Source organism: Marinobacter zhejiangensis (assembly GCF_900114775.1).
Classification (GTDB): Bacteria; Pseudomonadota; Gammaproteobacteria; order Pseudomonadales; family Oleiphilaceae; genus Marinobacter; species Marinobacter zhejiangensis.
The window spans coordinates 106,957-132,064 of the sequence record NZ_FOUE01000003.1 but is presented as its reverse complement, the minus strand read 5'-3'; the positions used below and the strand labels follow the sequence as shown (position 1 = coordinate 132,064).

At 58.5% G+C, this 25,108-nt stretch carries 21 protein-coding genes; 6 read left to right on the top strand and 15 right to left on the bottom strand.

Annotation, left to right across the window (positions count from 1 at the left end; all coding sequences use genetic code 11):
* Positions 1 to 2: 2 nt before the first annotated feature.
* Genes BMZ67_RS10460 through BMZ67_RS10445 form a run of 4 tightly spaced genes read right to left on the bottom strand, consistent with a single transcriptional unit; the run spans position 3 to position 3,790 of the window.
* Positions 3 to 911 (bottom strand): cation diffusion facilitator family transporter, encoded by a 909-nt coding sequence (locus tag BMZ67_RS10460; protein WP_092022345.1) that lies wholly within the window; start codon positions 909 to 911, stop codon positions 3 to 5.
* 58 nt (positions 912 to 969) lie between these two features.
* On the bottom strand, positions 970 to 2,769 hold the full coding sequence (locus tag BMZ67_RS10455) for an ABCB family ABC transporter ATP-binding protein/permease (RefSeq protein WP_092022343.1): 1,800 nt from the start codon (positions 2,767 to 2,769) through the stop codon (positions 970 to 972).
* Between the two features lie 27 nt (positions 2,770 to 2,796).
* On the bottom strand, positions 2,797 to 3,591 hold the full coding sequence (map, locus tag BMZ67_RS10450) for a type I methionyl aminopeptidase (RefSeq protein ID WP_092022341.1): 795 nt from the start codon (positions 3,589 to 3,591) through the stop codon (positions 2,797 to 2,799).
* The gene (locus BMZ67_RS10445; protein ID WP_092023236.1) at positions 3,584 to 3,790 is read right to left on the bottom strand and encodes a ParD-like family protein; all 207 of its coding nucleotides are present in this window, start codon (positions 3,788 to 3,790) and stop codon (positions 3,584 to 3,586) included. Before BMZ67_RS10445 ends, map begins: the two co-directional genes overlap by 8 nt.
* Positions 3,791 to 3,946: 156 nt before the next feature.
* Between BMZ67_RS10445 and BMZ67_RS10440 the strand changes: the two genes are divergently transcribed.
* Positions 3,947 to 4,747 (top strand): alpha/beta fold hydrolase, encoded by an 801-nt coding sequence (locus tag BMZ67_RS10440; RefSeq protein ID WP_092022340.1) that lies wholly within the window; start codon positions 3,947 to 3,949, stop codon positions 4,745 to 4,747.
* Between the two features lie 42 nt (positions 4,748 to 4,789).
* Here BMZ67_RS10440 and BMZ67_RS10435 read toward each other — a convergent pair whose 3' ends face one another.
* From BMZ67_RS10435 to BMZ67_RS10415, 5 genes are all read right to left on the bottom strand, one after another.
* The gene (locus BMZ67_RS10435) at positions 4,790 to 5,683 is read right to left on the bottom strand and encodes a LysR substrate-binding domain-containing protein (protein ID WP_092022338.1); all 894 of its coding nucleotides are present in this window, start codon (positions 5,681 to 5,683) and stop codon (positions 4,790 to 4,792) included.
* 158 nt (positions 5,684 to 5,841) lie between these two features.
* Complete coding sequence (locus tag BMZ67_RS10430) at positions 5,842 to 7,338, bottom strand: CoA-acylating methylmalonate-semialdehyde dehydrogenase (RefSeq protein ID WP_092022336.1); 1,497 nt, start codon at positions 7,336 to 7,338, stop codon at positions 5,842 to 5,844.
* Between the two features lie 76 nt (positions 7,339 to 7,414).
* Positions 7,415 to 8,572 (bottom strand): iron-containing alcohol dehydrogenase, encoded by a 1,158-nt coding sequence (locus tag BMZ67_RS10425; RefSeq protein WP_092022334.1) that lies wholly within the window; start codon positions 8,570 to 8,572, stop codon positions 7,415 to 7,417.
* A 28-nt stretch (positions 8,573 to 8,600) separates the two neighbouring features.
* Positions 8,601 to 10,217 carry a BCCT family transporter gene (locus tag BMZ67_RS10420; RefSeq protein ID WP_175481897.1) on the bottom strand — a complete coding sequence of 539 codons (1,617 nt, stop codon included), beginning with the start codon at positions 10,215 to 10,217 and terminating at the stop codon, positions 8,601 to 8,603.
* A gap of 1 nt (position 10,218) precedes the next feature.
* Complete coding sequence (locus BMZ67_RS10415; RefSeq protein ID WP_092022332.1) at positions 10,219 to 10,671, bottom strand: universal stress protein; 453 nt, start codon at positions 10,669 to 10,671, stop codon at positions 10,219 to 10,221.
* Between the two features lie 341 nt (positions 10,672 to 11,012).
* Here BMZ67_RS10415 and BMZ67_RS10410 point away from each other — a divergent pair, with 341 nt between their 5' ends.
* Positions 11,013 to 13,526, top strand: coding sequence for a CoA transferase (locus tag BMZ67_RS10410; protein WP_092022329.1), 2,514 nt, complete (start codon positions 11,013 to 11,015; stop codon positions 13,524 to 13,526).
* Positions 13,527 to 13,605: 79 nt separating this feature from the next.
* On the opposite strand, the gene BMZ67_RS10405 is transcribed toward BMZ67_RS10410, so the two are convergent.
* Positions 13,606 to 14,274, bottom strand: a complete 669-nt coding sequence (locus BMZ67_RS10405) for a DNA-3-methyladenine glycosylase I (RefSeq protein WP_092022327.1) — start codon at positions 14,272 to 14,274, stop codon at positions 13,606 to 13,608.
* Between the two features lie 106 nt (positions 14,275 to 14,380).
* On the opposite strand from BMZ67_RS10405, the gene BMZ67_RS10400 reads away from it, so the two are divergent.
* Positions 14,381 to 14,560 (top strand): DUF2897 family protein, encoded by a 180-nt coding sequence (locus BMZ67_RS10400; RefSeq protein WP_092022325.1) that lies wholly within the window; start codon positions 14,381 to 14,383, stop codon positions 14,558 to 14,560.
* Between the two features lie 9 nt (positions 14,561 to 14,569).
* Here BMZ67_RS10400 and BMZ67_RS10395 read toward each other — a convergent pair whose 3' ends face one another.
* Both BMZ67_RS10395 and BMZ67_RS10390 read right to left on the bottom strand, forming a co-directional pair.
* A complete protein-coding gene (locus BMZ67_RS10395; RefSeq protein ID WP_092022323.1) occupies positions 14,570 to 15,529 on the bottom strand; it encodes an MBL fold metallo-hydrolase in 960 nt (319 codons plus the stop codon).
* 13 nt (positions 15,530 to 15,542) lie between these two features.
* A complete protein-coding gene (locus BMZ67_RS10390; protein ID WP_092022320.1) occupies positions 15,543 to 16,805 on the bottom strand; it encodes a GGDEF domain-containing protein in 1,263 nt (420 codons plus the stop codon).
* Positions 16,806 to 17,259: 454 nt separating this feature from the next.
* Between BMZ67_RS10390 and BMZ67_RS10385 the strand changes: the two genes are divergently transcribed.
* Complete coding sequence (locus BMZ67_RS10385) at positions 17,260 to 19,836, top strand: EAL domain-containing protein (RefSeq protein ID WP_245749949.1); 2,577 nt, start codon at positions 17,260 to 17,262, stop codon at positions 19,834 to 19,836.
* Between the two features lie 11 nt (positions 19,837 to 19,847).
* Here the strand turns inward: BMZ67_RS10385 and BMZ67_RS10380 are convergent, their stop codons facing one another.
* The gene (locus tag BMZ67_RS10380; RefSeq protein WP_092022316.1) at positions 19,848 to 20,171 is read right to left on the bottom strand and encodes a hypothetical protein; all 324 of its coding nucleotides are present in this window, start codon (positions 20,169 to 20,171) and stop codon (positions 19,848 to 19,850) included.
* A 176-nt stretch (positions 20,172 to 20,347) separates the two neighbouring features.
* Between BMZ67_RS10380 and BMZ67_RS10375 the strand changes: the two genes are divergently transcribed.
* Entirely contained in the window at positions 20,348 to 21,340 is a 993-nt protein-coding gene (locus BMZ67_RS10375; protein ID WP_092022314.1) for an LLM class flavin-dependent oxidoreductase, read from the top strand.
* A gap of 86 nt (positions 21,341 to 21,426) precedes the next feature.
* Here the strand turns inward: BMZ67_RS10375 and BMZ67_RS10370 are convergent, their stop codons facing one another.
* Positions 21,427 to 22,218: a type 1 glutamine amidotransferase domain-containing protein gene (locus tag BMZ67_RS10370; protein WP_092022312.1), complete on the bottom strand. Its 792-nt coding sequence runs from the start codon at positions 22,216 to 22,218 to the stop codon at positions 21,427 to 21,429.
* 144 nt (positions 22,219 to 22,362) lie between these two features.
* On the opposite strand from BMZ67_RS10370, the gene BMZ67_RS10365 reads away from it, so the two are divergent.
* Positions 22,363 to 23,223 (top strand): LysR family transcriptional regulator, encoded by an 861-nt coding sequence (locus BMZ67_RS10365; protein WP_092022310.1) that lies wholly within the window; start codon positions 22,363 to 22,365, stop codon positions 23,221 to 23,223.
* Positions 23,224 to 23,301: 78 nt separating this feature from the next.
* On the opposite strand, the gene BMZ67_RS10360 is transcribed toward BMZ67_RS10365, so the two are convergent.
* On the bottom strand, positions 23,302 to 25,035 hold the full coding sequence (locus BMZ67_RS10360; protein WP_092022308.1) for an alkaline phosphatase D family protein: 1,734 nt from the start codon (positions 25,033 to 25,035) through the stop codon (positions 23,302 to 23,304).
* Positions 25,036 to 25,108 lie beyond the last annotated feature (73 nt).

Sequence of the window (25,108 nt, the reverse complement as noted above, 5' to 3'; positions counted from 1 at the left end):
CTTCAGCAGAGGGCCACATTGGGGCAATGGCCATTGCCCCGCTCCCACTGGATGGTGACATGCTGAATGTTGAAGTCGTGGGCCAGGGTATGGGAAACCTGCTGCAATAACTCGTCGTCGCCGTGGGGGTCAGGCTTGACCAGGTGCACCGTCAACGCATTCTCTGTGGTGCTCAACGCCCAGATATGAAGGTGATGGGCCGACTCCACTCCGGGCAAGGCCATCAGATGGCCGTACACCTGATCCGGCTCGATATCCCTGGGCACCGCATCCACCGCCAGGTTGACCGAATCCTTGAGCAGCTGCCAGGTGCCGATAAAAATGACGGCCGCGATCACCAGGCTCACCATCGGGTCTATCCAGCTGATTCCGGTGGTCATAATCACCAGCCCCGCAATTACCACCCCGACCGAGACTCCGGCATCTGCGGCCATATGCAGAAACGCCCCGCGAATATTGAGATCGCCCTTTTGTCCCTTCATGAACAGCAGCATGGTCGCCCCGTTGATCAGCACACCAATACCGGCCACAACAATCACCGTCATTCCGGCCACGTCTGAGGGCTCGGAGAACCGCCGAATGGCTTCCCAGGCGATACCGCCGACCGCAGCAATCAGGAACAATGCATTGAACAGCGCCGCCAGGATGGTGGTTTTCTTCAGGCCGTAGGTATTGCGATCGGTGGCCTTACGGGTGGCCAGCCAGCTCGCAGCCCAGGCCAGTAGCAAACCCAGCACATCGCTGAGGTTGTGACCGGCATCGGCCAGCAGCGCCAGCGACCCAGCCATCACGCCGTACACTGCTTCAATCACCACAAAGATCACATTCAGTATCACCGCCAGGGCAAAGGTCCTGTTGTAGCTGGTGAAATGATCTCCGTGGCTGTGGCCATGACCGTGATGGCTGTGCATATCTCAGACTCCTTGACTGTTGGAAAGCGCCATTACAAACCCTGTAGCTGATACAGGGTCAAGGGGCCGGCGAATGGTCACCCTGCTCATGCTGCTGGACATCCCAAAGGTGTGCATAAAGCCCACGCCGGGCAAGGAGTTCGCCATGACTGCCTTGCTCGGCCACGCGGCCGTTTTCCAGGACGATGATCCGGTCCGCATCCATGATGGTAGACAGGCGATGGGCGATCACCAGGGTGGTCTGCTGATGGGAAATATCGCGGATGGCCTGGAGGATGACCTTTTCCGAGTGGCTGTCCAGGGACGACGTCGCCTCGTCAAAGACCATAATGGGCGGCTGCTTGAGCAGCGCCCGGGCAATCGAGACACGCTGTTTTTCCCCACCGGAGAGCTTCAGCCCCCGCTCCCCGACCAAGGTGTGTTCCTTGTCCGGCAGTTCAGCAATAAAGTCCGTCAGATAGGCCAGGCGGATCGCTTCCCAAACCTCGTCATCGCTGGCTTCAATGCGACCATACCGGACATTTTCGAAGATGCTGGTGTTGAACAGCACAGTATCCTGGGGCACCACACCGATGTGACGGCGTAACGAAGACTGGGTCACCGAACGGACAGACTGGCCATCAATGGTAATGTCGCCACTGCTGACGTCGTAGAAGCGGAACAGCAGTTTGAACAGGGTCGATTTTCCGGCGCCACTGCTACCAACCAGGGCGACCTTCTGCCTCGCCGGCACTCTGAAGCTGACACCCCGGACAATGTCACGGCTGGCGCTGTAGCCAAAACACACATCCCGGAAAACGATCTCCCCTTCTGGTACCCGCAGTTCGCCCGCGGTCTCACTGTCGGCCACCTTCGGTTTTGCCGCCATCAACGCAAACATGTTTTCGATGTTGGTCATCGCCCCTTTCATCTCCCGGTATACGAAGCCGAGAAAGTTCAGCGGCATGAACACCTGCATCATGAACGCGTTGATCAGTACGAAATCACCCAGGGTCATGGAGCCATCAGTGACCCTGACCGCGGCCAGTACCATCGCGGCGGTCATGGCGGCCGCAATGATTAAGGACTGGCCGCCGTTGAGGGCAAACAGCGACAGCCGGTTCTTACGCCGGGCCTGCTCCCACTCGGCAAGGTTGGTGTCGTAATTGTCAGCCTCAAACTGTTCGTTGGTAAAATACTTCACCGTCTCGTAGTTCAGCAGGCTATCGATGGCACGGGTGCTGCTGGACGACTCCGCCTGATTGGCTTCCCGGATAAACGCCAACCGCCATTCCGTGGCAACGACGGAAAACCCCACGTAGGCCACCACCGACGCGGCCACAATCAGCGCAAACCAGACGTCGTAGTTCCACAGCAACAACCCGATCACCAGGCCGATTTCCAGCAGAGTCGGGAGAATGTTGAACACCATAAAACGCAGCAGAAAGCTGATGCCATTGGTGCCCCGTTCGATATCCCGCGACAAGCCCCCGGTGCGGCGGTTGAGGTGGAAATCCAGATCCAGCGCATGCAGGTGGCGAAACACCGCCAGCCCCACCCTGCGCATGGCACGCTCAGTCACCCGCCCGAACAGGGTGTCGCGTAACTCCCCGAACAACACATTGGAAAACCGGACCACGCCATAGGCCAGCAGCAGCCCGAGCGGCAAGGTCAGCAGCTGGGACGCTCCGCCGGCATCCAGGTCATCGACAATGTATTTGAGGATGAACGGTAACCCGACGCTCGCCAGCTTGGCCAACACCAGGCACACCACCGCCAACGCGATTCGAAGACGGAATTCCAGCAGGTACGGGAACAGGGTCTTCAGCACCGACCAGTTAATGGGACCGGGGGTTATATCGCTGGTCATACTGCGCATGGAAAAAACCTTTGTTGGACAGCTCTGTCAGAGCTTAGCGGGCGGTACCCGGTGTGTTTCATCAGATCTCAGAGTCAGCACTTCGTAACCGTCGTCGGTCACCAGAACGGTATGCTCCCATTGGGCGGACAAGGACCGGTCTCGGGTCACCACAGTCCAGCCATCCTTCAGGGTCCTCACCTGGGGGCCACCCTGATTGATCATCGGCTCAATGGTAAACACCATACCGGGTTTCAGGACCAACCCGGTTTGAGGGCGACCATAGTGCAGCACCTGGGGCGCTTCATGCATCTGTCGGCCGATGCCATGACCACAGTATTCCCGCACCACGCTGTACCCTGCGGCTTCTGCAAACGACTGAATGGCATGACCAACATCGCCCAGCCGGGCGCCGGGCCTGACCATCTGAATGCCCTGCCACATGGCGTCGTAGGTAGCCTTCACCAAACGCCGGGCCTTCACTGGTGCCCCGGGGAGTACATACATCTTGCTGGAATCGGAAATGAAGCCATCTTTTTCCAGGGTGATGTCCAGGTTGACGATATCACTGTTGGTCAGCCTGCGCCGAACGTTGGGCATGCCATGGCACACCTCCTCGTTGATGGATACGTTCAGCACATAGCGATAACCATACTGCCCCTTACTCGCTGGCCGGGACCGCAGCTCCTTCACAATAAAGGTTTCAACCGCATCGTTAATGGCCATGGTGCTGATGCCCGGACGCACCAGATCATCCAGCATGTCAAACACCCGGGTAAGCAGGTAACCCGCCTGCCTCATCAGGGCTTGCTCCTTCGACGATTTGATCACCACCTTAGTCATCCAGCATGTCCTCCATGGACAGGCATTCTTTCTTCAGCTGCTGGCGAATGATCTCATTGAAGGACAGAGTCGGATTGAGCTCCGCCAGCATACCGACCTTCATCCAGAACTCTGCCTGGGCATTGATCGACCGGGACATCACCGAGCTGGCCTTGCGGATTTCCTCGTGCAGGGTGTCTGATATTTTCACGATCCCCAAAATATATGCTCCATAATCGAAATATATACGAATCATATATTCCGTTTGCCCACCTCGCAACCGAGGTAGCGACAAAGTTGCTCTAACCGCTTGAATAGTTTGAAGCCCTGAATAAAGATAGGGAGCTACAAAACCCAACAATAAAAAGGATGTGTTATGGCTTTTGCCGATGTGAATGGTCAACGCTTGTACTACGAAGATACCGGTGGCAACGGCCCGGTTGTGGTGTTTTCACACGGACTGCTGATGGACCACGACATGTTTGCCCCTCAGGTGGCAGCCCTGCGTGATCGATTCCGCTGCATCACCTGGGACGAACGCGGGCACGGCCAGACCGCTGTCGCTAACCCAGAACCCTTCAGCTACTACGACTCCGCAGACGACCTCGCAGCCCTGCTCACCCATCTGGGGATCACAAATGCCGTGCTTGTAGGGATGTCTCAGGGCGGGTTTCTGTCTTTGCGTTGCGCCCTTACCCACCCAGACAGGGTCCGTGCACTGGTCATGCTGGACAGCCAGGCAGGTGCAGAGCTGGAAGAAAAAATCCCGATGTACCAGGAACTGATCGGCACCTTCATGACGCAAGGCCTGACCCCGGTCGTTGGTGAGACCATTGCCCAGATCATTCTCGGTAACGACTACGCGGACAGTGAGTACTGGAAGGCGAAATGGAAAACCATGTCGCCCGCTAATATCGGCAACAACTTCCAGACCCTGGCGAGCCGTGACGACCTGACCGAACGCCTGCCGGCCGTTACCCAGCCAACCCTCATCATCCACGGCGACGCCGACATTGCGATTCCAATGGAGCGGGCACAGGTGATGGCTGACAGGATTCCCGATGCCACACTGGCGGTTATCCCAGGCGCTGGCCATGCTGCCAACCTGTCACACCCCGAACCGGTCAACCAGGCCCTCACGGCCTTCCTGAACCGCCTTCACCCCGAACTGAGCTGACCGCTCAAGCAAGGAAGCCCGGCCGGTTGGCCGGGCAAGATGTTATGGCCGATCCCGCTCGGCCTCCTCAATGATCCAGGATCGAAAGGTCTCGGCATGAGGGTGAATGTACTTGAACGCAGGCCTGACCAGGTGAAAGGCCTCCGACGTCGCCACTGGAAAATCAAACGGGGCGATCAACTCGCCTTTTCCAATCATTTCCCGCACCAGCGACGTTCGGCCCAGCGCGATGCCTCCACCCTGGCGCGCGACCTCCAGGGCTGAAATCAGGGTATCAAACTGCATTTCCTGGCAGGCCTTAACATGGGAAAATCCGGCCTGATCCAGCCAGTATCCCCACCCTTCCTCATAGCCAATAACATGAAGAAGGGTATAGTCGGAGAGTGCTTCCGGCGTCTCGGGCGGAGCCACTCCACCCGCCAAAACCGGGCTGCAAACCGGAAACAGCTCATCCCAGCTCAGCCGATCCGCCTCCAGCCCGGGCCAAGTGCCCTTGCCGTAGCGGATTTCCATATCAGCTTCCTTACCGTCCTCTTCCTGCCAGATATTGCTGGTAAAACGGATTCCAATCTCCGGATAGCGTTCACGGAAGCGATGCAGGCGGGGCGCCAGCCAGTTGGTGAAGAACACCAGATTGCTGCACACAGTCAGTAAGCGTGCCTTGCCCTGACCGAAGATCTCGTCGGTTGCGGTCGCCAGTCGACGGATGCATTCGTGAACGACAGGCAGATACGCCTTGCCGGCATCCGTTAGCTCAAGCCCCCGCGGCAGGCGCTTGAACAACATCGTTCCCAGCTGGGTTTCCAGCCCCTTCACCTGCTGGCTGATGGCAGCCTGGGTCAGGTTCAGCTCGCCGGCGGCCTGGGTAAAGTTCAGGTGTCGCGCCGTAGCTTCAAACGACCTCAGCCAATTCAGTGGGGGGAGTTTTTTCTTCATGCTGACGTGCTCTGTTGTTATTCGTCTATATCCAATTTTCATTGAACTCAAAGCACAACGCCAGACTGCTTTTGGGGTATGGCACAAAAAAGGGCGACACCACAAGGGTGTCGCCAAAAGACCTTACTGTTGGTCTGGTCTGAGGGGAATAGCCCGGGTTACTTCATGGTGGGCATCGAGAACTCGACACCTTCCCGGACACCGGCTGACGGCCAGCGCTGGGTAATGGCCTTGCGGCGGGTGTAGAACCGCACTGAATCCGGGCCATAGGCGTGCAGGTCACCAAACAGCGAACGCTTCCAGCCACCGAAACTGTGGTAAGCCACCGGCACCGGCAGCGGTACGTTGATCCCGACCATGCCGACCTGGATGTGGTCGGTGAAATAACGGGCCGCTTCGCCATCACGGGTGAAGATACAGGTCCCGTTGCCGTACTCATGATCGTTGATCAGCGTCATTGCCTCTTCCATGGAGTTGACCCGGATGACCTGAAGCACTGGGCCGAAGATCTCCTCACGATAGCTGACCATATCCGGGGTCACGTTATCGATCAGGGTGCCACCAACGAAGAAACCGTTTTCATAGCCAGCCACCTGCGGGTCGCGGCCATCCACCACAATGGTGGCGCCCTGCTCTTCCGCACTGTTGATGTAGCCCACCACCTTTTCCTGGTGCTGACGGGTGATCACCGGACCAAAGTCGTTGCTGGCTTCGCTGTAAGCGCCCACTTTCAGGGTCTGCATGGCTTCGCTCATCTTGGCGACCAGGGCGTCACCGGCAGCGTTACCGACGGCAACCGCAACGGACAGGGCCATACAACGCTCACCAGACGAGCCGAAGGCCGCACCCAGCAGCTGGTTGACCGCATTGTCCATATCCGCGTCCGGCATCACGATGGCGTGGTTCTTGGCACCACCAAGGGCCTGGCAACGCTTGCCGTGGGCGCTCGCGGTGCTGTAGATGTACTCCGCGATGGGCGTGGAGCCAACGAAGCTGACCGCCTGGATTCGCGGGTCTTCGAGCAGGGTGTCCACGGCTTCCTTGTCGCCGTTGACCACGTTCATCACCCCATTCGGCAACCCGGCTTCCTGCAACAGCTGGGCGATGAACAAGGTAGAGCTCGGGTCGCGCTCGGACGGCTTCAGCACGAAGCAGTTCCCGCAGACCAGCGCCATCGGGTACATCCACAGCGGCACCATGGCGGGGAAGTTGAATGGCGTAATACCCGCCACCACGCCCAGCGGCTGGAACTCGCTCCAGGCGTCGATGTTGGGGCCGACGTTGCGGCTGTGCTCGCCTTTCAGCAACTCGGGGGCACCGCAGGCGTATTCAACGTTCTCGATTCCACGCTGGAGTTCCCCCATGGCATCGTGGCGGATCTTGCCGTGTTCCTCACCGATCATGTCGCAGATGCGGTCGGCGTTCTGCTCCAGCAGTTCCTTGAAGCGGAACATAATGCGAGCCCGCTTGATCGGCGGTGTTGCACGCCATTCCGGGTAGGCCGCCTGGGCGGCTGCGATGGCTTCTTCCACCGTTGCCTTGGAGGCCAGGATCACTTCCCGCGAGCTGTCGCCGGTAGACGGGTTGTAAACAGGTTGGCGGCGTTCGCCTTCAGTGATGATCTGACCGTTGATCAGGTGCCCTACTGTAGTCATGTTCAAGTTCCTCAATGTCAGGATTGCACGTCAGGGACGGCAGTTTGTTGTTAGGTAATCGCTGTTTGGGTCCGGCCTACCAGAGTTTCTGGTAGATCTCGATAATTTCGTCGGTGCTGGGCACTCGCGGGTTGTTGCCCGGCGAACCGGACTGCAAGGCCTGCTCCGCCATGGTCTGCATCAGTTCAAAGAACTCGCTGCGGTCGATCCCGAATTGCTCCGGGGTTGGCACCTCCAGCTCGTCGTTCAACGCGCTCAGCTCTTCGAGCAACTTGCGGTTGGCCTCCTCGGTGCTGTCACCCTGCGCAGCCACGCCAATGGCCCGGGCACAATCGGCATAGCGATCCGCCGCTGCCGGTATGGAGAACTCAGTCACGGCCGGCAACAGCATGGCGTTGGACAACCCGTGAGGCACATGGAAGGCCGCACCGATGGGCCGGCTCATGCCGTGCACCAGGGCCACCGAGGCGTTGGAAAACGCGATCCCGGCCAGGGTTGAACCCAGCATCATCGCTTCCCGGGCTTCCTTGTCTGCACCGTCGTGGTAGGCCCGGCGCAGGTTAGGGCCAATCAACCGCATGGCCGACAGCGCCTGACTGTCGCTGTAGGGGCTGGCCTTACGACTGACGTAGGCTTCAATAGCATGGGTCAGCGCATCAATGCCGGTATCTGCGGTGATCCGCTTGGGCAGACTCAACGTCAGGTTGTAGTCCACCAGGGCTGCCACCGGCATAAAGCCGATACCTACACACAACATTTTTTCGTCGTTGGTTTCGTCCGTGATGATGGTGAACCGGGTGACTTCCGAGCCGGTACCCGCCGTGGTGGGTATGGCGATGATCGGCAGGCCAACCTGGTCGACGAGACGGGGGAATTTGTAATCCCGCATCTCGCCCCCGAACTTGCCAAGAATGCCGATGGCCTTGGCACTGTCGATTGGGCTGCCTCCGCCCAGGGCGATGATGCAGTCGTAATTGCCGGTCCGAACCTTATCCACGCCCGCCTGGATTGACGCGACGGTGGGCTCCGGTACGGTGTCGTCGAAGACGTCGGCTACCAGGTCCTGCTCAGCCAGGGTGCGTTGGATCGTGCCAGCGTAGCCCAGCTCTACCATCATCTTGTCGGTGATGATGAGCGGACGGCTGCAGCCCAGACTCGCAAGGATGGCGGGCACCTGGTTGGAAGCCCCCTCACCAATCTGCATGACACGCGGAAGAATCACTTGGGTAGACATGGTCACTCCTCAATGTAGTCGTTTGATCTTAAAGATTTCCGGTGACCGCTTCGGCCTTCACCCCAGCAGTTCTGGACGTCAGTCGTGAAAACCCGCGGGCCTTTTCGGGCAACACTTCCTCCCGCAGTGACTTGAACAGTCCATAGATCGCCATCATCAGGATGAAGGAGAACGGCAGGGCCGCGACCACCGAGGCGGTTTGCAGCGCTTTCAGGCCTCCAGCCAGCAGCAACACGGCCGCCACAGCACCAATCGCTGCGCCCCAGAACACCCGGTAACGGGGCAGCGGGTGCTCATTACCCATGGAAATCAGGGTGCAGATCACGAGGGTGGCGGAGTCTGCGGAGGTCACAAAGTAGGTCACCAGCATGATGGTGCAGATACCGGCCATGGCGATGATCATCAGCTCGCTGTCAGTCAGCAGTTCGATGGTGGCGAACAGGGCCATAGTGGTGTCCTTATTAACAGCCTCGACGACGCCGCCGTTGCCGAACAGTTCCAGGTACATTGCTGCGTTACCGAAGACCGTGATCCAGATAGCCGCCAGCAGGGTCGGGGCCACCAGCACACCGAGTACAAACTCACGGATGGTGCGTCCTTTGGAAATGCGGGCAATGAAGATGCCGCAGAATGGTGCCCAGGCAATCCACCACCCCCAATAGAAGATAGTCCACCAGCCCTGCCACTGCCCTTCAGGGTCAGGATCTACCCAGAAGCCCAGCTCGACCGCGTGCACCAGGTAGTCCCCCAGATTCGTGACCAGGGCGCCCAGGACATAGGCGGTAGGACCCACCACAATGAACAGGCCGAGAATCAACATGGTCAGACGCATGTTCAGCTCGCTGAGCAGACGAATCCCTTTGTGCAGACCGGTCATCACCGACACGGTGGAGATCACGGAAATAATGGCGATCAAGATAATCTGAGTGCTGGTGGACACCTCCACCCCCATCAGGTAGTTGAGGCCGGCATTCATTTGCTGGGCACCGAGCCCCAGTGAAGTAGCGATACCAAAGACCGTACCAAACACCGCCAGCAAGTCCGCGATATGACCGATCGGTCCATAGATGCGCTCGCCGAAAATCGGGTAGAGGCTGGAGCGAATCGACAGCGGCAAGCCCTTACGGTAAGAGAAATAACCGAGGATCAGCCCGGCCAGTCCGAACAACGCCCAGCCGTGCAGCCCCCAGTGGAATATGGAGATGCGCATGGCAACCTGGGCCGCTTCCACCGTCATTTGCTGATTTTCAGCAATCAACGGGTTGCTCTGGAAATGGTAGATCGGCTCCGCGATGCTCCAGAACAGGATGCCGATTCCAATACCGGCGCCAAACAGCATGGAGAACCAGGAAAAGTTACTGAATTCCGGGCGGTCGGTGTCCTTGCCGAGGCGAATATCGCCGTAACGGCTGAACACCAGCCATACCACCAGGAACAGCACAAAGCTCATGAACCCGATGTAGTACCAGGCCAGGTCGGCCGAAATGAAATTCTTGATGGCCGAATAGACACCGTTGGCGTATTCGGGATCAATCACGGTAAACAGTACGAATGCCAGCACCAGCAGGCCTGCGCCCACCGACATGACAGGGTTGGTGCCGACCAGCAGGCCGGACTCTCGTTGCATCAGTTTCTTGTTATCCATTTCACTCTTCCCCCGGGTTTTCACGCACAACCATCACGGAACACTTGGCATGGCGCGTAACATAGGCAGCATTGGCGCTGATCAGGTAATCGGTCGCTCTGGGACGGTGTGAGGCCATGACAATAAGGTCGGCTTTCGCCTCACGGGCAAGACGCAGGATCTGTTTGTCGATCCGGCCCTGGCCGACGGCAATCGCAGCCGTCACCGACTTTGGCACTTCTCGTTCCAGAAGGGTTTCCAGGTCGTCCCGGCCTTTGTCCCGGATTCGCTGGTCAATGCCCTTTGGCAGGTGAACCGCGATGGCTGGAACATCGGCATCCGGAACCACCGTTACCAGATGAAGAGTAGCTTGATGTTGCAAGGTTAAATCGATGGCTATCGGCAGAGCCTGTCGCCACGAACTCTCGTGGGCGAGGTCTACCGGCACCACGATATTGTTGTAGTTGTTGCTCATACTTCGTCCTCGTCATTTTGTTGTTATGGGCTCTATCCAGAGAGCTGACCAGCCTGCTTGGCTGCCAGAATCGAAGTGACACTATTTACAACAGAAATAAGTTGGAATTTGAATCAATAAAAAGCGCCCCTTAGACCAAAGTTTTTTTATGGCTCCATCCCCCCTCACCAGCCATAAAAAAAATGAGGTCTTAGGGTCATTTTTTATTGCTGGTTCGCCTGCCTTTCCTGGTCCTACCATGGCTGCAATCGAGTCCTGGCACTCGACATCACCAAGACACACCCCCAACAGAGGCTCGGTACAGCCAGCGTTGGAACCAGAAACAGGAAGGACAAACAGCTATGAACAACAAGACCCAACTTCCGTTAGCAGGTGTACGCGTCGTCGATTTCGGACAACAGATTGCCGGCCCGGCCGTCGCCATGGTACTGGCGGATTTCGGTGCGACCGTCGTACACATTGACCCACCGGAAGGCCCTCAGTGGGACCATCCGGCCAACGCTGTACTCAATCGCAATAAAAGCTGTCTCCGCCTGGATCTCAAGGAAGAGTCCGGCCTGGCTCAGGCCCAGGCACTGATCGACAAAGCCGATGTAGTCATCGAGAGCTTCCGCCCCGGAGTTATGAAAGCACTGGGAGTTGATTTTGAAAGCCTGCGGGCTGCCCGCCCTGAGCTGATTACCCTGTCGGTGCCTGGGTTTGCCAGCAACGATGACCTGCGCAAAGAATGGAAAGCCACCGAAGCCGTTGTCGCCGCAACCTGTGGCGCCTTTACCGACATGGGCTTCAACCGGGTACTGATGGGCGTAAACCCCAGCTTCTCACCGCTGCCCCTGGGTTCCTCCTACGCGGTATCACTGGCCGCCAGCTCAGTGGTACTGAGCCTGTTTGAGCGTGAGAAAACCGGCCGTGGCGACAGCATCGAAGTACCGGTTGCCGCCGCCCTGATGGAGGGGCTGTCCTACAACTCCTATGTCATCGAAGGGTTGCCGGAGCGCTACAAGACCATGCGGGAAGAGGAAATCGAGCACCGCAAGGCCAACAACATCACCATGGACCTGAGCTACGACGACCTCCAGGAGTACCTGGACCCGTTCTATCGCACCTATGAGTGTGCCGATGGCCGCATGTTCTACTGCGTGTGCCCATCCCACCGCAACCACGCCAAACGGGCGCTGAAGCTGCTGGGTATCTACGACGAGCTGATGGCGGAAGGACTGCCGGACGTTAAAGACCTGCACATGCCAATTGCCGAATGGGAAGGTGAAACCTCGATCGGTGTTTACCCGTTGCCAAAGAAATGGGCCGACATCATCTCCGCGAAAATGAAACAGGCCTTCCTCACCCGCACCTCCGACGAGTGGGGCAAGCTGTTCGGCGAAGGCCAGATTCCAGGCGCGCCACACCGCACCACCCAGGAGTGGGTCAATGACGAACACACCAACGCCGCGGGTCTGATTGTTGAAGTGGACGACCCTGAGTATGGTCTGATGAAACAGGGCGGCCCCATTGCCTGGCTGGAAGACCTGGCCGACGACATGCTGACCCCGCGTCCCCGCAAAAACGTCAACTTCGCAGAAGCGCTGGCGGAGCTCACCGAAGTGGCCGCTGAAGAAACCGTGACCCGACCGACTGGCACCAACATTCAGCCGGTCAGCGGCAAGGGCTGGCTGGACGGCGTACGCATTCTGGACCTCACCAACGTTATTGCGGGTCCGCACTCCACAGCCTTCCTCAGCCGCTTTGGCGCGGAAGTCATCAAGCTGGACCCGGTGACCCCGCTGTACGACCCGTTGATCGGAACCCTGTTCACCTTCCAGACCGGCGTCAGCAAGCAAAGCGCCCTGGTGGACATCACCACCGACGAAGGCCGGGAAGCGTTCAACCGTCTGGTTCGCTCAGTGGATATGGTGGTCATTAACGCACCGGAACGGCAGATGAAGCCTCTGGGGCTGGACCATGAGTCGCTGCAGGCGGTTCACCCGGGTGTACTGTTCTGTCGCCTGGACTGCCTCGGCGGGCCGCGCCGTGGACCCAAGACCGATTACATCGGTTATGACGACATCATTCAGGCCAACAGTGGCATCATGAGCCGCTTCGGTGGGCCGGCCACCCCAGAGGAACATGCTCACCTCGGCACCCTGGACGTCAACTGTGGATTCGCGGCAGGTCTGGGCATGGCGGTCGCGCTGTACCGCAAGCAGAAAACCGGTGTGGTCTCCCGTGCCCGGACGTCACTGTCAGCAGTGACCAACCTGGCCCAGGCCCCGTTTGCCTTCGATTACGCCGGACGCGCTCCGTTCAACGAGCCGTCAGGCCGCGAAGCACTGGGCAACCACGAACTGTCTCACTTCTACCCGACGGCAGAAGGCTGGATCTTCATCGACTCCAACCGTGGCGAACTGGCCAAGCTGGAACAGGTGGAAGGACTGGCGGGTATTTCCGCGGCCGGTGACATCCGCGAGTTCCTGACCCAGGCCCTGAGCAAAGCCCCGGCAGCATACTGGGCCAAGACACTCCAGGACGCCGACATTGCCGCGGCGGTGCCGATGGCGATCGAAAACCTGCGTGAAACCTACAGCCGTGACGCCGATGGCACACCGGGAACAGACCAGGGCAGCTTTGCCTTCTCGGTCTACCGCGACCACCCCAGCGGCCACTGCATCACCCAGGTGGATCACTACTCGATCCGCCCGAGCGAAGCACAGGTCCGGGCGTTCCGCCCCACCGAACGGTTTGGTCATTCCACCCGGGAAGTGCTGGCGGACGTGGGCTACACCCCGGCAGAGATCGACTCCATGATCGAGCGGAAGATCGCCGGTCTTGGCTGGGGCAAAGAGTTCCTGCCCAGCTAAACCTGTTCCACCGACACAGGGGCTTCGGCCCCTGTTACCCCTTCCCCGGCTTGTTTCCTCTCCCAGGCCGGGCTTTTTTTTAATCACCCACCGAGTAAGCCAGAATTCGCGACAGGTGGCTGTAGGGCAAACCGGTTTCCCGGTGCCAGTCGTTAAAGGCCTGCTGTGCTTCGATCAGGGCTTTCTTACTGCCCGGCGAGGCGTCCAGCTTTTCTTCCCGGCGCAAGCCGGCCACCACATCCTGAGACAGAACGAAGCCATCCCAGCCCACCATCCGCAGGAAATACTGAGCCGTATTGCCCCCCAGCCGTGCGCCGTTCCGCTTTAGCCACAGCAGCAGCCCGGCCTGGTCGTCTGATGGCCACTGTTCCAGGAATGCGCCGAAACTGCCATGCTCCCGCGCAGCGTCCACAATCATCCGCGCATTGTCGGGAACAGTGCGAATTTTCTGCAGGTTACGGACAATCCGCTCGTCATTGGCCAGCGCTTCCAGCACCTCCGGGCCGACTTGTTGCCAGTAAACCGGCACGAACCCTTCAAAGGCCGCTTCAAAACCTGGCCACTTGTTATCAATGACCCGCCAGACAAACCCGGCCTTGAACACACAGCGGGTCACCTCCGACAGGTAACGGTCATCGCCGCGCGCCGCCAGTTCACCGGGACCAGCCACCTCTGGCAGCAGATCGCTCAACACGGATGGACCACCCTTTCGGGCCGCAGCAATATCGTAAATTCGGGAAAACGACATGAGATAGGTTCCAGCTGACAATGGACGCTGAAGCAACGCGAGCTATTCAGCGGCGCCCAGCTGGTTCACTATAGAGCAAAACCGGTTAACCAGGGAGCTGACACCCATGCCCATGATAGGTTGGATTATCCTGCTTGCTGCCCTTGGCATGATCCTCGGCAGCCTGTTCCTGCTCAGGGACTCGGCTAACAGCATGCGTCTGTCTGACGATAAGCTGAAGAAGATCCGCCAGCGGCAGGATGAGCTGAACACCCGCGAGCAGGAAGAAGACGACTGGAAATCCTGACGTCCGGACTTATTTACCCCGCGACCGAAGCCACACCGCCAAGCCCTGGCTGTTGAGCCGGATATCCAGCCCCAAAGCCTCCTGCACCTGCGCTGCCGACAACGGGCACTCATGAGCCTCCAGGCGCTGGGTCAGGTAGGTTCCGACCGCATCCATCAAGCGGGCCTCCAGCTCCTCGTCCGTGGAAGTTTCCGCGCACTGTTCAGCCAGCGCCACAAAGTCATCCACCATATCCAGCAATTGCTGTCCCAGCGGCTCCGGGTTGTCCACACGCCCATAGTGGGTGAGGTACATGTGCGCTGGATTAAGAGCCAGCAACCGGCGAATGGAGTCCTTCAGTGCGTCCGGGTCGAACTGGACGGGCGTGGTGGTCGGAAAGATAAACGGGCCTTTTTCGCTATCCAGCGACGGGTAGCTCAAACCAAAGGTATCCCCGGTAAAGATCCCGTTTGAGGTGGGGTCGTAGATGCAGAAATGGTGACGGGCGTGACCAGGGGTGTCGATAAACACCAGCTTGCGATCCCCAACCATGGCTTCTGCGCCATCTTCCATGCTCCGGACCCGATGCTCATCCACCGGGATAACATCACCGTAGATGTCGGTGAACGCTTGTTCCCCATACACCGCCATCGCTCCAGCCTTCAGCTTTGACGGGTCGATCATATGACGGGCGCCCCGCGGGTGCACCAGCAACGTCGCCTCAGGGAGCACCTGCATCAGGCCGCCAACACCACCGGCATGGTCGAGATGGACATGGGTCGGGATCACGTATTTAACCTGCGCCAGCGCTATGCCCTGTGCTTCCAGCAACGCCAGGATTCTCGGAACGGTATTATGGGTCCCGGTTTCAATTACTGCGTAGCTATCTCCACCTTTGAGCAGATAACAGGCGGCGAGGCCCTCCCGCATCATGCCGGTATCAATCCGGGTGATATCAAAGCCAACGTCCTGATACATCTGAAACACCATGTGAGAACTCCTGTTATTGCGCGGCCGGCGAAGAACCGCCTGCGTGCATGACTCGATTCCTGCCTGCCGCCTTGGCGTCATACAACGCGGCATCGGCGGCCTTCAGCAAGGATTTGGGTTTGGTCTCGCTGTCCGGGACGATCGTCGCAACACCGATACTCAGTGTGACCAGCCGGCTCACATCCGATGCCGGGTGTGGAATGGCCAGTTGCTCAAGCTGACTCTGAATCCGTGAGGCAATCACCCCGCCGCCTTCCGCATCCGTGTCGGGCAGCAGCACCACAAACTCCTCGCCACCAATACGGGCGACCATGTCCGGCGGACGATTCAAACTGGCCTGGATACTCAAGGCCACCTGCTTCAGACACTTGTCACCGGCATCGTGGCCACAGGTGTCGTTAAACGGTTTGAAGTAATCGATATCCATGAACAGCAACGACAACGGTTGCTGCTGGCGGTGAAGGCGCTCCCACTCTTTCTCCAGCGTCTCCTCGAACGCCCGGCGATTGGGAATCTGGGTCAGCGAATCCCGGTTGGCCTGGTTCTTGAGTTTTTCCTGAAGCTCCGCGTTCAACCGCATGTTGTAGCCAATCAGCAGCCATTGAAAAAACTCCGTTTTTTCGCGCTCATCCATTTGCCACGCAATGAACAGGCACACCACCGAGATAAACACGTAGTAGTAAAGGAAGTTCACCAGGTTCAGCTGGTAGCTGGGAACCATTTGATCCAGCAGAAAGACCAGGCTCGTCGATGCCAGCGCGACGATGATGATATGGCGGAACGGGAGCCGCAGTGCCAGCACAACAACGATGACCGCAAGCACGCAGGAATAGGCTTCAAATACACGCAACGTAGCGTCACTGAAAGCACTCGGGAACAACGCCAGTTTGGTTATCACCAGCGTCGACAGCACGGTAACCACCGCTGAGTAGTGGCGACGGCCCCAGCGACTCCACACCGCAGCGATACCCGCGACGGTGCAGGCAATGACAAATAACGACCCCGATAACCACAACCTCAGGTTATCGCCCTGGAGCAAGTCACGGTAAAAATAGGTATTGAGGGCAATCAAACCAACAACGAGCACGAACAGCGGCGGAGCCCCGTGCCGGATATAACGGGAGAGGTCCCGGTGCTGGAACGCCTGGTACGTTGCCTTCAGGTTGGCCGGTATTTTCAGGAACAGGTTGGGCCGGTCCAGAGTCCGGCGAATGGAGGCAACCGCCGCCTGAGACAGTTCCGGATGCTGCAAAGAACGCAGGTTAATGTCATCCATAGTCACGAACCGAAGCCAAGAACCTCATGCGACAAGCCCAGAGCTCATTATTATTGTTGATGAACCGGGAAGCATACTACCTTGGCGCTTGACGAAGCCAGTGCCGGTCGCGGCGAAACCCGTGGAGCACCTACCAGGATGGCCTTACACCAAGGTCCGATGGCCCTGCCGGAATCACCGGCTGATGATATGGGGCCACACCAAAGCCCCCCTGAAACGCGGGGTGAAACCGGAAGTGTGACCATACACATTTTTCTACAGGAAAAGTATTCAACTCGGATGATCATTGGCGATAGGATAGTGTGACCATGGCGACAACCCATAACAACAAACAGGAGCCCCATGCGCCATCAACAACCCTCTCGTAAGTACCTGCGGGCAGTCCAGCTTTGTCACTGCACATTTCAATGCTCAGGACAGTAAGGGCGATTGGCTGATCAGGATGCTGCCCCATATGCTTCGACTGCTGTTTGCGCTGATCATCGCCTTTGGCTGGGCTGCCGCCCAGGCGGAAGTGATTACGATTGTCGACGAATCCCCCATCAACAGCCCGTTCCAATATTGGGAAGACACCGGGGCAACGGCCACACTCGCTCAGGTTCAGGCGTTACCGGAAGACCAGTGGCAATTTGAGCCCAGCGGCAATGCTGCCATGGGTATTACGACTTCGGCCTATTGGCTGCGCTTCTCCATCCGCAATGACACCGCCAGATTCGTTAACCTGGTAACGGAGCTTGGCTACTCCCAATTGGATGACGTCTCCTTCTTTGTTTTCTCGGGCAATGAGCAGGTTCATGAGTTCCAGACCGGGGACACCCGCCCCTTCTACCCAAGGGAAGTTGATCATCCCAATATGCTGATGCGCTTCAATCTGCAACCGGGGCAGGAGAAAACCCTCTACATCCGGGCCGTGACAGCAGGCTCAATGATTCTGCCGTTACAGATCTGGCGGGAAAACGCCTTTTTCGCAGCCGCATCCACCGAGCAGAAGTTTCACTTTTTCTATTACGGAAGCCTCACTGTCATCCTGCTGATCAACCTTGCAGTGTTTCTGACCCTACGGGAAAAACTGTACCTGTATTACGCCCTGGCCATCTTCGGCTACCTGTTGTATTTCGCTGCGATCAAAGGTTTCAGTTTTCAGATTTTCTATCCTCATTTCCCGGGACTCCATGCCCGCGTGCTGTTGATATCCATGCCACTGCTGGCACTGTTCTCCATCCTGTTCTGCCGCGAGTTGCTGAAGACCAAGCAGCACAGTCCCAAACTGGATAAAGCTCTTCTTGGCATGCTCTGCTTCGAAATTTCCTTCCTGTTTGCCGCCCAGCTGATGAGCTACCAAACGGCCATCACGTGGTCGGCCATTTCCGCATTGCTATTTTTCTCGCTGCTGTTTGTCGCCGGGCCAATTACCTGGATGGCCGGTGTTCGCGCCGGGGCTTTCTTTACGGTGGCGTGGACACCGCTGACGGTCGGCGTCCTAGCTACGTCGGGCCTGGCCCTGGGTGTGCTGCCCGAGAACATGCTGACAGAAAACGCCATGCAACTGGGCTCAGGGATGGAGGCGTTCATACTGACTCTGGCCCTGGCAGACCGGTTATACCGCGAGCGGGAGGAAAAAATCCGCGCGCAGGCAGACACCCTGTTCCAGGAAAAAGCCCGAAATGAAGCCCACCAGAGACTCACGGAAGCCATGACCCATGACCCCGTCACCGGGCTGCCGAACCGCAACCGGTTCGAGCGAATGGTCAACCGGCAACTGGCGGAGGACCCGGCCGGTCACTATTTGGTTGGCGTGGCACGGATCACCCGGTTGGATGAGATCAACCGAACGCTGGGGCTCAACCGTAGTGAGCGGCTGCTGAGGCGAATGGCCGAGCAGATGTCTCAACTGGCCTCGAACCTGGCCAGTGTCCAAAGCTGCCTGGATGAACAGGGACGGGAAGAACGGGTTTATCAACTCTCTGGCGACTGTTTTGGGGTTTTGGTCAACGCCAATAAGGTCGCGGACCGCTTCGATGAGTTGAACAATACACTCCGGCTGCTGTCCAAGCCGGTGATCCTGGACGGGTTGGCCATTGAGCCGCATCCGAAATTCGGTGCCTCCAGCTACCCCAGCCACGGCGACAACGCCGCATTGCTGATCCGAAACGCCCACGTGGGCATGGAAATCACCCCTCACGGTCAGCTGGAAACAGGCTTTTACTCAAAAAACCACGACATTTACAGCGAAAGTCGCCTGACTCTGATGTCCGATTTGCGTGAGGCTTTGCAGCAAAATACCACCGAGCTTTACTACCAACCGAAAGCCTGTCTGGCCAGCGGCCGAATTGTTGGACTGGAAGCCCTGATCCGCTGGCATCACCCGGAACGGGGAGCGGTCAGCCCGGCCGAATTTATCCCACTGGCGGAAGAAACCGGAGTCATTTCCCAGCTGACCCGGTGGGCCGTCGATCGCGGCGCCGCTGACCTGGCCCACCTATTGAAAAACCACCCCCAACTCGGTGTTTCCATCAATATATCAGCCCGTGATTTGGTATCCGGCGAGTTGAAAGGCACCATCGAACAAACGCTGGCACGACACCAGGTCAAGGCAGACCAACTTACGCTTGAACTGACAGAAACCGCCGCCATGGAAGACCCAGCCCTCGGTTTGCGGGCCCTGCAGACCCTCGCAGACGTCGGACTCAGGGTTTCCATCGATGACTTTGGCAGTGGCTATTCGTCGCTCTCCTACCTCAAACGGTTGCCCGCCACCGAACTCAAACTGGACCAGTCGCTGATTCTTGATGTCGACGACAGTGACAGCTCAAAGGTCATCGTCCAGACTGCCATCAACATGGCTCATGGCCTGGGTTACGACGTGGTTGCCGAAGGTGTCGAGAATGAGGAAACCGCCAATCTGCTGAAAATCATGGGGTGTGACAAAGTCCAGGGGTACTGGCTATGCCGGCCGCTACCGCTGCCCGAGCTGGAAGCCTGGCTGGCCGAGTACCATGCCAGGTTTTCATCTCCCTGCAACACAGGCTGAGTCACCAAGGCTCAGGCGAAATAGCTCTCCATCCACCCAACCAGCGTGTCCACACTGACCGCCGCCAGGGGCATCTGCTGGAACTCGTCAGCCACTTCATCGTCAATGGTCACGAACTGATACATCAACAGCCCCGGCTGCTCATCGTGAAGAATCAGGGTAATACGCCGCTGGGTTCTCAGGCAGTCGAAGGTCATGGCATCAGCGGGAATACCGACATCACGCATACCCCGACGCACGCTTACCACCGGGTTAATGTGTTGATGGGCAGCCTGAATGCGGGCATGGGCATCGCTGGCCATATCGGACAGGGCTTTCAGTGGATCTTCAGCCATGAATGGTGGACTCTGGTAGGATTAGCGGAGTGAGGCCATTGCCTCGTCAACCCTGAAAGTCTACCCGACAACAGCGGCAAATCCGAATTCCCAGCCCCACACCTTGAATCCCCGCCAGGCGCCACCATATCGACTGCATAGGTAGCACCCTACACTTTTGAGCCTGCGAGACGTCTATGACCAACCACCCGGCCTATTCCCTGCTTGAACTCGCCTCTGTGCGTGCCGGTGATTCTGTCGGCACTACTCTGGCCAACAGCGTGGCCTACGCCCAACAGGCCGAGGCCTTGGGCTTCAAACGGTTCTGGCTCGCTGAGCACCATAATATGGAAGGCATCAGCAGCTCCGCCACATCCGTTCTGATCGGCCATATCGCCGGGCAGACGAATTCCATCCGGGTTGGGTCTGGTGGCGTCATGTTGCCCAACCATCCTCCGCTGGTAATCGCCGAACAATTTGGCACTCTGGAAAGTCTGTACCCAGGCCGAATTGACCTTGGCCTGGGGCGGGCACCGGGTACCGACCCCGTCACCGCCAACGCCCTGCGTCGGGATGGCCTGGGAGCCGAGCAATTTCCAGAAGACATCGCCCGGCTGCAAACCTTGCTTGGACCGCTGCAACCCGGCCAATCCCTGAAGGCAATTCCCGGTGCCGGCACCAACGTGCCGATCTGGCTACTGGGAAGCAGCCTGTACAGCGCCCAGCTCGCGGCAATCCGCGGTTTGCCCTACGCCTTCGCGGGCCATTTTGCGCCCCGCCTCTACCGGGAAGCCTTGAAGATCTATCGAGAGAACTTCCAGCCCTCGCCTCAGTTGGAGACCCCCTACAGTATGCTTGCCGTGCCGGCCGTTCCCGCCGATACGACGGACGAGGCCCGGTTCCTGGCCACCACCAGCTACCAGCGCATCCTCGCGCTGTTCCGGGGCCAGCCACTGTGGATGCACCCGCCTGTGGAGTCTATGGAAGGGTTATGGAACGCAGGTGAGGAAGCCGGCGTTCGTGATTTCCTGGGGTTGCAACTGCTCGGCGACGCCAACAACCTGCGCCAGCAACTGGATGAGCTGTTGGCCACCGTGACCGTCGACGAGCTGATGTTCACCATCGACATCTATGATCCGGCGAAGCGTCGCCATGCCCTGAGTATTCTGGCCGAGGCACAGAAGGTGTAGCAGGTGTTCAGGCTACCGCATAGCCGCGTCAGTCAGGGGTTTGAATCCAAGCTCGTGACCGGCAGCGGTCGGATGCTAGCCGTCGTCTAGGTACGCTTTGCCAGCAATTCTAGCGCTTTCTCGGCCACCTCTGCCCCACCCTTCTGGTTTTGGGCAGACACGATGTTATGGGATTCATCCACGGTCACGTGATTGGCAAACAGGTCGGTAATGGGATTACGGGTCCATTCGTACTCAGCACCGACTCGGCGCAGCTCGGTCTCTGGATGCCGTGGTGTGTCGGTCACACCCAGCACCTTCAGCTGACGATTGGTGACCCCTGTGATCCTGACCCCACGGGCCAGCGGGCTGCCGTCTGGCTTCACCGCGCCTATGAACCCAAGGGCCCCATGACAGATGCTGCCCAGGATCTTGCCAGCGGCATAGGCCTCACTGATCTTTTGGCCCAACGAAGCACTCTGCATCAGGTCGTAAGCCGCCCCCCAGCCTCCGGCCATAAACAGGATGTCGTAATCCTCCACAGTGATGTCGGCAATGCAAAGGGAGTTCGCCGCTTTGCTCTGGGCAACCTCGTCCTTCAGGTAACGGCGGTCGTACCCGGTTCGGAGGGGAAACCAGAGAGACTCCCGCTCAATGGGAATCGGCCCACCTTTGATACTCGCCAGATCGACGTCCAACCCAGAATCTCGAAAAACGTAGTACGGCTCTGTCATTTCAGCCGCATAGACGCCGGTGGGCTTTCCGGTCTTCAGCACCGCACCCGTCTGAGGGTCCACGGTATCCAAGGTTTGCTGACTGGTTGTAATCACCAGCGCCCGCCGTCCCTTAAGGTCAAAACGGTGGGGTTTATGATTGGATTTAAAGGGCAGCAGGGCCATCACATCGCTCCTCTTGAGACGCACCTAGGGTGCCGGGACACCCGGAATGGGTCGAATGGAACACTCATGGGAAACAGTATGAAGGCCGAACCAACTGACCGTAAATTATCGACTTAGGCACATTTATTGTGCAAATATGCACAGATGAACTGGAGCCACCTCGAATATTTCCTAGCCGTCGCCGATTGCGGTTCCCTCAGCAGTGCTGCCAAGCAGCTGCAGGTCAATCACTCCACCGTGGCCCGGCGGCTGGAGAAGCTGGAGCAGGAACTGGGCATTCGTCTGTTCGACCGCCTGAGCCATGGCTACCAACTCACGGAGCATGGGCTTGCGCTACAGCAGCACGCCCAGGAGGTCGCCGACAAGATCACCCAGATTCAGCGGGTGTTCCGTGGCCGGGAAAGCGCACTGGGCGGCACCCTGAAAGTTGCCAAACCGGATGCAGGCATCCTTAACCTTGCCACCCTGCTGACCGAATTCCACCACCACTACCCCAACATCGCGCTGGAACTGACCGCAGCGGCCGATTTCAGCAACCTGAGCCGAATGGAGGCTGACGTGGCCCTGCGGCTGACCGACAGTCCACCCGAGCACCTCATCGGGCGTCAATTGGGACGCTTCCCCATTCGGGTATACGGTAGCCATCACTACCTGAAGCTGAACAGCGGTGCTGCTCCGGAAACCCTGTCGTGGCTGATCTGGACCGGTCATGACAGCGACCTGGATTTGGAGGCCCGGCTCAAAGCTGCGCTGCCCCAGGCTCGCGTGGTGCTGCGAACGAATAATTACAGCGAACTCTACGAAGCCGTTTGCGCAGGCATGGGGGTCAGCCTTCTTTCGCCACTCCGGCTACCAGACGACCATCACCTGCAGATGGTCGCCCCGGAGCAGTTCCGCTTCGATATTGGCCTGTGGCTGCTTAACCACCCAGACCTGCGCAACAACTCCCGCGTTCGTGCATTCCGCGACTTCGCAACACTGCGCCTGCAGGCGTGGCTGCGCTAGCCGAGGGGCAATGCCACCTGCCCCGCCAACGCCCCCCAATCGGGGGCTGTTGGCGGATCACTCGCGCTTATGCCGAGCTTACACCACCGGTACCAACGTTCGGTTACCGGCGCCAGGCAGCACTTTCAGCGAATGACTACGGCTGGTGTCCAGCTCATAGTCCGCGGACTTGACGGTCGTGACGAACCGCCAGTCGGCCTTGGCCTCGGTGGCGGTAAACTCCACCATCAGATAACCACGCTGGCTGGCATTGACGTATTGCAGGTCATCCACCAGTACCGTGATGGCTTGCTCTGCCCCCGGCACATAAGCGTCCGGCAGTTGCAGGTATTTCTCAAGGCCCGGTGACGAAATGGATGAGGTCGCAAATTCGACCCCTACTTGATCGCCGTGCATATTGGTCAGGTTGCTGGCCCAAGCATTGTGGGTGTCTCCGGCCAGTACCACCAGGTTACGGTTGAGGGCGCTGGCAGTTCCCAGCACCGCTTCGCGCTCGGCGAAGTAGCCATCCCAGGCGTCGAGGTTGTATGGCAACACCGTGGTTACCCGTGCAATCTCTTCCGGCGTCAGCGTCGGGTCACCCGCTAGGTAACGGCCTTTCAGTACTGCCAGTTCCTGGAACAGCGCCAGCAGTGACGGGTCTGGATTGAGGAAGCCGCTGAGCAGTTCCGCTGGCAGCATCATCCGCCCCATCAGCACCTGCTGTCCCAATACATCCCAGGTCGCCGTGGACTGCGCCAGGGAGTTCTGAAGCCACCCCAACTGTTCCGCGCCCAACAGGGTCCGGTTGAGGTCGGTCAGGTCGGTCTGGAAGGCGGCTGCATTGATACCGCCTGCTGTCAGGTAGTTGGTGTAATCCAGCTGCTGGTCCCGGCCAATAACCCGGGTGTCCAGCATATGCAGGGCCACCAGGTCACCAAACTGGAAGGTACGGTAAATGGTTTCGTTATCACCCTCCACCACCGGGCGAATGGGCAGCCACTCGAAGTACGCCTGCAACGCCGCGAGCTTACGATCGCTGAAATCGCCTTCCCCGTCGTTGTGGTTCTCGGCGCCTTCGCGCCAGGTATCGTTGGCAACCTCATGGTCATCCCACACGGTAATGAACGGGACTTTGGCGTGCAGGCTCTGCAGGTCCCCGTCACTGCGATACAGGGCGTACCGCTTGCGGTAGTCCATCAGCGTCAGCAGTTCGGTGTTGTTGTCGGCCGGCAGGGTGCGACCCAGGGCTTCGGCATCCTCGGTCGCGTAACCGTTGCCATCGTATTCATAGATGTAGTCCCCCAAGTGGACAACAGCATCAAGGTTTTGCTCCTGGGCAGCTGCGGCATACACATGGAAATGTCCCGCGGGGTAGTTCGAGCAGGACATCACCGCCAGCCGAACGCTGGCAACAGAGCCTTCTGGCAATGTTCGGGTAATGCCGGTCACCGACGTGCGACCCGCCGCGCTGAACCGATAGTAATAGGTCTGCCCGGGCAGCAGGTTTCGCACATCCACCTTGATGGTGAAGTCATGCTCCTGGCGGGCCTCGATGGTTCCGGTATGGGTCAGGTTGGCAAACGCTTCATCCGTGGCAACCTCCCAACCCACAGCCACCGCCGCTGACGGGTTGCTGTCGGGCACCACCCGGGTCCACAACATCACCGCATCCTGCAGGGGATCACCGCTGGCCACGCCGTGGGTGAAGGCGATAGAACGTCCATTGTCGCTATCCGATGAAAGGCATCCAGCCAATCCAGTGGAGATGGCAACTGCGCCCAGGCTAAGGGCGGAAGCTTTAAGGAACTGGCGACGGGAAAGGTGTTTCATGAAAAGCCTATTTATTATGTTCGTTAATTTTTAAGTGGCTAAACCGTAATGGCCTTTTATGACATTACAGGGA

Coding starts and splice junctions, on each gene's coding strand:
- BMZ67_RS10380 (WP_092022316.1), bottom strand. CDS start 20,171: ATGGCTGAAGATCCACTGAAAGCCCTGTCCGATATGGCCAGCGATGCC.
- BMZ67_RS10370 (WP_092022312.1), bottom strand. CDS start 22,218: ATGGCCCTGCTGCCCTTTAAATCCAATCATAAACCCCACCGTTTTGAC.
- BMZ67_RS10410 (WP_092022329.1), top strand. CDS start 11,013: ATGAACAACAAGACCCAACTTCCGTTAGCAGGTGTACGCGTCGTCGAT.
- BMZ67_RS10375 (WP_092022314.1), top strand. CDS start 20,348: ATGACCAACCACCCGGCCTATTCCCTGCTTGAACTCGCCTCTGTGCGT.
- BMZ67_RS10360 (WP_092022308.1), bottom strand. CDS start 25,035: ATGAAACACCTTTCCCGTCGCCAGTTCCTTAAAGCTTCCGCCCTTAGC.
- BMZ67_RS10435 (WP_092022338.1), bottom strand. CDS start 5,683: ATGAAGAAAAAACTCCCCCCACTGAATTGGCTGAGGTCGTTTGAAGCT.
- BMZ67_RS10430 (WP_092022336.1), bottom strand. CDS start 7,338: ATGACTACAGTAGGGCACCTGATCAACGGTCAGATCATCACTGAAGGC.
- BMZ67_RS10385 (WP_245749949.1), top strand. CDS start 17,260: ATGCTTCGACTGCTGTTTGCGCTGATCATCGCCTTTGGCTGGGCTGCC.
- BMZ67_RS10390 (WP_092022320.1), bottom strand. CDS start 16,805: ATGGATGACATTAACCTGCGTTCTTTGCAGCATCCGGAACTGTCTCAG.
- BMZ67_RS10420 (WP_175481897.1), bottom strand. CDS start 10,217: ATGGATAACAAGAAACTGATGCAACGAGAGTCCGGCCTGCTGGTCGGC.
- BMZ67_RS10425 (WP_092022334.1), bottom strand. CDS start 8,572: ATGTCTACCCAAGTGATTCTTCCGCGTGTCATGCAGATTGGTGAGGGG.
- map (WP_092022341.1), bottom strand. CDS start 3,591: ATGACTAAGGTGGTGATCAAATCGTCGAAGGAGCAAGCCCTGATGAGG.
- BMZ67_RS10405 (WP_092022327.1), bottom strand. CDS start 14,274: ATGTCGTTTTCCCGAATTTACGATATTGCTGCGGCCCGAAAGGGTGGT.
- BMZ67_RS10460 (WP_092022345.1), bottom strand. CDS start 911: ATGCACAGCCATCACGGTCATGGCCACAGCCACGGAGATCATTTCACC.
- BMZ67_RS10415 (WP_092022332.1), bottom strand. CDS start 10,671: ATGAGCAACAACTACAACAATATCGTGGTGCCGGTAGACCTCGCCCAC.
- BMZ67_RS10455 (WP_092022343.1), bottom strand. CDS start 2,769: ATGCGCAGTATGACCAGCGATATAACCCCCGGTCCCATTAACTGGTCG.
- BMZ67_RS10400 (WP_092022325.1), top strand. CDS start 14,381: ATGCCCATGATAGGTTGGATTATCCTGCTTGCTGCCCTTGGCATGATC.
- BMZ67_RS10365 (WP_092022310.1), top strand. CDS start 22,363: ATGAACTGGAGCCACCTCGAATATTTCCTAGCCGTCGCCGATTGCGGT.
- BMZ67_RS10395 (WP_092022323.1), bottom strand. CDS start 15,529: ATGGTGTTTCAGATGTATCAGGACGTTGGCTTTGATATCACCCGGATT.
- BMZ67_RS10440 (WP_092022340.1), top strand. CDS start 3,947: ATGGCTTTTGCCGATGTGAATGGTCAACGCTTGTACTACGAAGATACC.